Genomic DNA, 6,371 nt, shown 5'->3' on the forward strand with positions numbered 1-6,371 from the left:
CTTTGCTAGTTCACGGAACGGGAGAAGGAAGCTGGAGAAGGAATAGGAAATGGCTGATATCGAAACACGCACGGTCACCTTCTTCAGTCGCGGCGACCGCGTCGTGGGGGACCTTTGGCTACCGGCAGGCCCCGCACCAGACGGCGGCTTTCCCGTCATTCTGTGCCTGCAAGGCTTCGGCAGCTTGAGAAAGACGTCGATACCGGCCATGGCGAAACGGTATGCAGAGGAAGGCTTTGCCGCACTCTCTTGCGACTATCGCGGGTTTGGCGACAGCGAAGGCGATCGCGGCCGTCTGGACCCGCGCCGGCAGGTGGAGGACACGCGCAACGCCATCACTTTCGCTTCGGTCCAGGCGGAGATCGATGCGAACCGGGTTGGCCTTCACGGCTCGAGCTTCGGAGGTGGCGTTGCCCTAAGCGCGACCGCCCAGGACGATCGCGTCAAATGCACCGCCTGCTCAGTCGGGGTGGGCAACGGGCGTCGGTGGCTCCAGAGCCTGCGGCGACATCATGAATGGCTCGAATTCCTTGTCGACATTGAACGTGACCGTATCGGGAGAGTGACGACCGGGATTTCTCGACGTGTGAGTCCTGACTATGTTGTGGTTCTCGATCCTGCCTCGTCGGAACGGCAGAAGACGCTCAATGCCCAAATGCCGGAACGTATCTTCGAAATGCCGCTCGAATGCGCGCAGACGATCATCGAGTGGAGTCCGGAGGACGAGGTAGCGCGGAGCCAGCCGCGGCCGGGCCTCATCATCTCCATGGTGAATGATCTCGTCGTGCCGGATGCGGAGTCCGAAAGCATCTTCCGGAAATGGCCCGGCTCGAAGGAACACACGACCATCCCGGGTCTGCAGCATGGCGACCTGTTCACCGCGGCCCTGCCCGAAGTCTTGGCGGCGGCCATGCCGTTCTTCCACCGTCACCTGGGCTGACCGCGATACAGCGCATCGGCAAGGGCGTCGCCGAATACTCTTCAGCCGTCGACGCGCATGTCCATCGCGGACTCGATCAGGTGGTCTTGCATGAGCTTGCTGGCCAGCGACGCGTCATTTTCTCTCAGCGCATCCAGTATGTTTCTATGTTCTTCGTTCTTCACTCGAAGTCTCTCCAGATAGGCTCCCTTGTCCTTCAACTCGTTCTTGACCTTGTTCAGCAGTGTGGCCCTGTAAAACAGGATCAGCTTCCGAATCGCCTCGCACAAGCCCTTTAGATGCGCATTGTCGCTCAGGTCTATTATCAGGCCATGGAACGAGGAATTGCCGGCAAACACGCGATCCAGATCCTCCTTTGCCAGTGCCTTTTCCGTTTGCTCAATAATAAGCTCGAGCGCTCGGGCCGACTTGGGGGTCGTGAGTTCGGCGGCCTGATGCGCTGCCAGCGCCTCCAGGGCGGCGCGGCAACTGTACAAGCCCTGCAGGTCCTTGTTGGAGACACTTCGAACTTCATAGCCGCCTTGGCTGAGAGGCAGGAGGATGCCCTCCTGTTGCATCTTCCTCATCGCCTCCCGCACCGGCGTACGACTAACCTCAAGGCGTTTCGCCCACTCACGGTCCCTCAGCCTTTGAGCAGGCTCGATTTCGCCGTTCAGAATCTTGTCCCAGAGGATTTCGTGGATCTGCTCGAAAAGGTGAGCAGACCGTTCGGGCAGCCCGGGCTCATTCTTGTCCTTCAGCATACTGTCCACCGCCGATGAGCCTTGAGATCATGGTATTTGTAATTCGGAATACAACCATTTCCTTTTCTAGCCTACCTCGAACGCCACCACCAGAGAGCATTGTTCCGGTGCCTCCACTCACTGGTCGCCTTCCTTCGAGCCATTTTTGCGCTTGACAGCATGGGGTATGAATACGGTATTCCATATCTACTTGCAATGGGCCGGCCTGCCCCGTGCAGGCAAGGTGGAGGGACCGATCTATGATCGAACGTTTTGAAACGAGCGAAAAATCAAGTCGAGTGGTCAAATACAACGGGGTGGTCTACCTGTCCGGCCTCACGCCCGACGATCCGGACGACGACGTGGCCGCCCAGACACGGCAGATCCTGCGCAAGATCGATCATTTCCTGGAGAGGGCAGGGACGGACAAGAGCCGGCTTCTGACCGGCATCGTCTGGACGCGCGAAATCGAGAACATCCCGGAGATCAACAGGATCTGGGAGGAGTGGGTTCCGGAGGGTTGCGCTCCGGCGCGCACATGCGCGCGCGCTACTCCGGCGCGCCACCAGTGCCTCCTCGAAATCACCGTGACCGCCGCGGCCGGCGCGGAATAGGCGGAACGGAAGCATCCCATCACATGAGGTAGGGGTAGAGGTCGATGGTGAAGCGGATAGCGATCGGAAGCTTCATGGGCGAGTGCAATCCGAACGCACCGCCCGTCGCCTGGCCGCATTTCGAGGCCATCGGCTACCGGGAAGGCGAGGCTCTGCTGAAGGAGTTGAGCCTTGCCGCGCCTGCGGTGTCCCGGGAGCTGAAGGGCTTCTACGACACGGCCTTGCAGGAGATGGATGGAGCCCAACTGGTCCCCCTCCTTTATGCCGACGCTTCGGCGGCGGGGCCGATCGATCACGCGTGTTTCGAGGACATCGTCGAGCGCTTGTGCGGGATGCTGAGCGCGGTGCTGCCGCTCGACGGGGTCTATCTGGCTCTCCACGGTGCGGCCAAGACGACGCGGGACGAGGATCCGGAGGCGACGCTGCTTCAGAAAGTCCACTCCGTTGTCGGCGCCGGAATGCCGGTCGTGGCAACGCTCGACATGCACGCAAATGTTTCGGCGGAAGTGGTTCGGGCCGCCTCCGCCTTGATCGGCTACCGCACCAACCCGCATGTCGACATGTATGAGCGCGGAGCGGAGGCCGCTCAAATTCTCGGGCGCCTGGTGGGCGGAGCACGGGTCGTCTCGGCCTTCTACAAGCTGCCGCTCATCGCGCCCTCGCCCACCCATCTGACGGATGCCGATCCGATCAGGAGCATCTGGCGAGAGATGCGCCGCCATTGGCGGCCGCCGATCCTCAACATCTCGATCCTGACCGGATACACCCACGGTGACAGCCCCAAGAGTGGAATGTCGGTCATCGTGACCGGAGAGGGAGACTGCCTACGGGAGGTCAGAACGGCGGGAAGGCGTGCGGCAACGCTGCTCTGGGAGTCGCGGGACGAATTCAAACTCGATCTGATGGGCCTCGAGCAGGCGGTGGAGCTCGCCTTGAAGGCCGTGCGCAACCCAGGCCTGCCCGCGCTAGCCTTCGCCGACACCAACGACAACCCCGGCGGCGGCGCCCGCGGCAACACGATCTGGGCGCTGAAGGCATTCGTGGAAGGCGGCGTGGAGGGGGCCCTGATCGGCGCGCTTTGTGATCCCGCGCTTGCGCGGGCAGCACATCAGGCGGGGGAAGGCTCGTCTCTCCTCGCCGAGTTCAATCGGGACGAGACCGAGCCGACCTCCGGCCGGTTCGACGCGCCCGCGTGCGTGCTGCGGCTGCACGACGGCGAGTGTGTCGGGCGCAAAGGCCTCTATGCGGGTCAGGCGCTGTCGCTTGGGCCGAGTTGCCTGCTGCAGGTCGGTCCCGTGCTGGCGGCGGTGATCTCGAAGCCCCTGCAAACGGCCGATCCGGTCATGTTCGAGATGCTGGGCGTCGACCTGAAGAAGGTGCGCGCGCTCGTCATCAAGTCCCGCGGCCATTTCCGAGCCGGCTTCGACGAATTTTTCACGGGCGCGCAAATTCACGACATCGACGCGCCGGGCCTGACAATGCGGCGCCTCGACCGCATCGACTTCAGGAACATCCGCCGCCCCATTTACCCGCTGGACCGGGATGTCCGTTGGAACGTGCTGGACGGCGAACTTGTCAGCACTTTCCCGGCACCTTAGCGCAACACATCCGCCGGGACGTAGAGCGTGCCGTCGAAGAGCTTGCGGCTGGTACGTAAGAGCGAGACCCCCGAAACGGAGGTGCCCGCACCCGAACCCTCCGTTTCGACGACAACGCTCATGATGCCCGACGGGTGCTCGATCCCGAATTCCCTCTGCCCTCCACCCGGACCGGCGGTCGAGATCTCGGCCGCCACCGTGCCGGGCAGCATCGCGGCGATCGCCAGGCAGACCGCGCCGGAGCCGGAATGGGCGGCGTGGCAGCGTGCGGGCGCGTCGGCCAGCGTCGACAGCTTGCGCGAGCTGATCGATCCGCCGTCGCGCGCCGGCGCGATCATCATGGTTCCGAGCGCGTCGTCGACAAAGGCCTCGCGCAGCCCGAGCCGGCGGCCGGCCTCCCGCCGGATGGGCTCCATCCGCACCGCGAGCGCCTCGTCGGCATCGAGCGCGGCCTTGCTCTCATAACCGGTCCGGCCGACCGCATCGGCACGGAAGATCATCGCCAGCGCGCCGCCGGCGTCGATCACCGTCACCGGCACGCCGTCGATCACCTCGCGCCGATTGCCGGTGGGCGTCGGGGCGCCCGTGCCGGTGAGATTGCCGAAGGGCGCGCGGTAGGTGAGCACCACGGGTGCGGCCGCATGCGAAATCCCGGCAATGGCCGTCTCGCCCCGGTAGGTGACTTCTCCGTCGGGCGAGCGGACCTTGGCCGAGATCAGCATGCGCGAGTCGACGGCGAATATGCGCACCTTCGTCTCGTCCCCATTCGTCCGGACCAGCCCCCGTTCCAGGGCAAAGGGGCCGACGGCTGCCGCCATGTTGCCGCTGGTGCCGCAATCGTCCCTGACCACGGTGCTGCCGGGCGTGAGCTGGATGAACTTGTAGTCGACATCGGCGCCGGGCTCGCGCGAGGGGGAGACGATGACGACTTTGTTCGACAAGGTCTCCGCCCCGCCGACGCCGTCGATCTGGCCGGGATGATCGGGGTTGAGCGCGGCCAGAATGAGCTGGTTGCGCAACACCCGGTCGGCGGGCAGGTCGGAGGCCAGGAAGACGGGGCCCTTGGACGTGCCGCCGCGGTAGAGCGCGCACGGGACCGCCACGAGGCCGTGCTCGATACGCGGGGCCTCCTTCCAGCCGCCGTCTTGGGAAAAATATTTCATATCGCCTCTTCAGAACAGGAAAGACCAACGCCTCGTGGACGACCGGCAATTTCAGACTAGGCAGACGCCCAAGCTTCCACTGCACGACCGAAACGGCTTGCCTACATCGATCTGTATACCGAATTCCAAAATGAGAGGCAATCGACCCCTGAGCAGGTAGAAAGTTTTCGCCACGTAAGCCGATCCATATTCCAGCGCGAAACGACCCAAGGACTGCGGCTCATTTGCAAGCGTCGTAACAGGTCCTTAGGATTCTCGTTCCATGCAGTTCCACTAGCTCGTTTCGAGCTGGTATGCGAGGCGAACAGTCCATGTCCAAGACGCTCAGCGATCGGGTCTTCGAAATGATAAGCGCGGCCATACTCGAAGGCCGCTACACGGCGGGCCAGCGCCTCAGCGAGGCCGAGCTCTCGGCGGAATTCGGCGTCAGCAGGGCGCCGCTGCGCGAGGCGACCAGGCGGCTCGAGGAACGCAAGCTCATCACCCGCATTCCGCGGCGCGGGGTGCGCGTCGCCACGCTTTCGCTGAAGACGCTGATCGAGATCTATACGATTCGCGAGCAGCTCGAGGTTGTCGCCGCCCGGGAGGCGGCGGCAAACATCACCGACGACGAGATCAGGCATCTGCGCGGTCTTCTGACAGCGCACGAGCGGGCAATCGCCGACCTCGACGCCGAGCCCTACGTCCAAGGCGTCCAGAACCAGGACATCCACTATTTCATCACGAAATGCACGCGGAACGAGAGCCTGATCTCGATCCTCTGCGACACCTACTATAACCTCATCAGACTCTCCCGCTTCCAGATCCAGAACATCATTCCGCAGGAGCGCTGGCCGGCAAGGCGAGCATTTATCGAGCATTCGAGGATTGTCGACGCTCTCGCCGACCGGGACGCTGAACTGGCCGAGTTGATGACCCGGCGTCATATAGGAAGCCGCCGCGAGGAGCTGATCAAGGCGCTCGAGGCGCAGAAAGCCTCCGAGGTCGCGCAAGCGCCCCGCAAGCGGCGCCGCGCTAGCAAGACCGATTGAACACCCATAGACGATCGGCCGGAAAGTCGAGCCAGTAGTCGCCGTTCCGCAGGCGTTCGGAGTGCTGCGCACGGATGGTGGTGCCGCCGATGTCGAAGATGTGCTCCCAATGACCGCCGAGATACATCGCGCCTGCCAAGGCCGCCTGGCATCGGTTCTCCCCGGGCGCGTCCGCAATGCCGACGGAGCCGATGCGGATGACGCATTTCACGGCTTGGCCTGCCCCCTGGAAAGTGGTCCTCCCTGAAGTAGGCTATTGAGCCGTAGAGAGGACGTTGGAATGCCCCAGAAGAAGCACAAGCC

The 6,371-nt window shown here is 63.3% G+C and carries 7 protein-coding genes; 4 read left to right on the top strand and 3 right to left on the bottom strand.

The window, feature by feature from the left end:
• The first annotated feature begins 49 nt into the window (after window positions 1-49).
• Complete coding sequence (locus GM910_RS12000) at window positions 50-940, top strand: alpha/beta hydrolase (protein WP_159587786.1); 891 nt, start codon at window positions 50-52, stop codon at window positions 938-940.
• A 41-nt stretch (window positions 941-981) separates the two neighbouring features.
• On the opposite strand, the gene GM910_RS12005 is transcribed toward GM910_RS12000, so the two are convergent.
• Window positions 982-1,683, bottom strand: coding sequence for a GntR family transcriptional regulator (locus tag GM910_RS12005; RefSeq protein ID WP_159587787.1), 702 nt, complete (start codon window positions 1,681-1,683; stop codon window positions 982-984).
• A gap of 239 nt (window positions 1,684-1,922) precedes the next feature.
• Between GM910_RS12005 and GM910_RS12010 the strand changes: the two genes are divergently transcribed.
• Both GM910_RS12010 and GM910_RS12015 read left to right on the top strand, forming a co-directional pair.
• Window positions 1,923-2,276 carry a RidA family protein gene (locus GM910_RS12010; RefSeq protein WP_159587788.1) on the top strand — a complete coding sequence of 118 codons (354 nt, stop codon included), beginning with the start codon at window positions 1,923-1,925 and terminating at the stop codon, window positions 2,274-2,276.
• A 44-nt stretch (window positions 2,277-2,320) separates the two neighbouring features.
• Complete coding sequence (locus tag GM910_RS12015; protein WP_159587789.1) at window positions 2,321-3,874, top strand: M81 family metallopeptidase; 1,554 nt, start codon at window positions 2,321-2,323, stop codon at window positions 3,872-3,874.
• On the opposite strand, the gene GM910_RS12020 is transcribed toward GM910_RS12015, so the two are convergent.
• Window positions 3,871-5,037 carry a PrpF domain-containing protein gene (locus tag GM910_RS12020; protein WP_159587790.1) on the bottom strand — a complete coding sequence of 389 codons (1,167 nt, stop codon included), beginning with the start codon at window positions 5,035-5,037 and terminating at the stop codon, window positions 3,871-3,873. The two genes, GM910_RS12015 and GM910_RS12020, sit on opposite strands and share 4 nt — an antisense overlap.
• Window positions 5,038-5,348: 311 nt before the next feature.
• Here GM910_RS12020 and GM910_RS12025 point away from each other — a divergent pair, with 311 nt between their 5' ends.
• Window positions 5,349-6,068 (top strand): GntR family transcriptional regulator, encoded by a 720-nt coding sequence (locus GM910_RS12025; RefSeq protein ID WP_159587791.1) that lies wholly within the window; start codon window positions 5,349-5,351, stop codon window positions 6,066-6,068.
• Here the strand turns inward: GM910_RS12025 and GM910_RS12030 are convergent.
• Window positions 6,052-6,279, bottom strand: coding sequence for a hypothetical protein (locus GM910_RS12030; protein WP_159587792.1), 228 nt, complete (start codon window positions 6,277-6,279; stop codon window positions 6,052-6,054). The two genes, GM910_RS12025 and GM910_RS12030, sit on opposite strands and share 17 nt — an antisense overlap.
• Window positions 6,280-6,371 lie beyond the last annotated feature (92 nt).

Origin of the sequence: Chelativorans xinjiangensis (genome assembly GCF_009812055.1) — a bacterium.
In the GTDB taxonomy this organism is placed as follows: Bacteria; Pseudomonadota; Alphaproteobacteria; order Rhizobiales; family Rhizobiaceae; genus Chelativorans; species Chelativorans xinjiangense.

What these genes read in the sequence shown, in the direction of transcription:
- GM910_RS12000 (WP_159587786.1), top strand. Translation starts at nt 50, where the DNA reads ATGGCTGATATCGAAACACGCACGGTCACCTTCTTCAGTCGCGGCGAC.
- GM910_RS12005 (WP_159587787.1), bottom strand. Translation starts at nt 1,683, where the DNA reads ATGCTGAAGGACAAGAATGAGCCCGGGCTGCCCGAACGGTCTGCTCAC.
- GM910_RS12010 (WP_159587788.1), top strand. Translation starts at nt 1,923, where the DNA reads ATGATCGAACGTTTTGAAACGAGCGAAAAATCAAGTCGAGTGGTCAAA.
- GM910_RS12015 (WP_159587789.1), top strand. Translation starts at nt 2,321, where the DNA reads ATGGTGAAGCGGATAGCGATCGGAAGCTTCATGGGCGAGTGCAATCCG.
- GM910_RS12020 (WP_159587790.1), bottom strand. Translation starts at nt 5,037, where the DNA reads ATGAAATATTTTTCCCAAGACGGCGGCTGGAAGGAGGCCCCGCGTATC.
- GM910_RS12025 (WP_159587791.1), top strand. Translation starts at nt 5,349, where the DNA reads ATGTCCAAGACGCTCAGCGATCGGGTCTTCGAAATGATAAGCGCGGCC.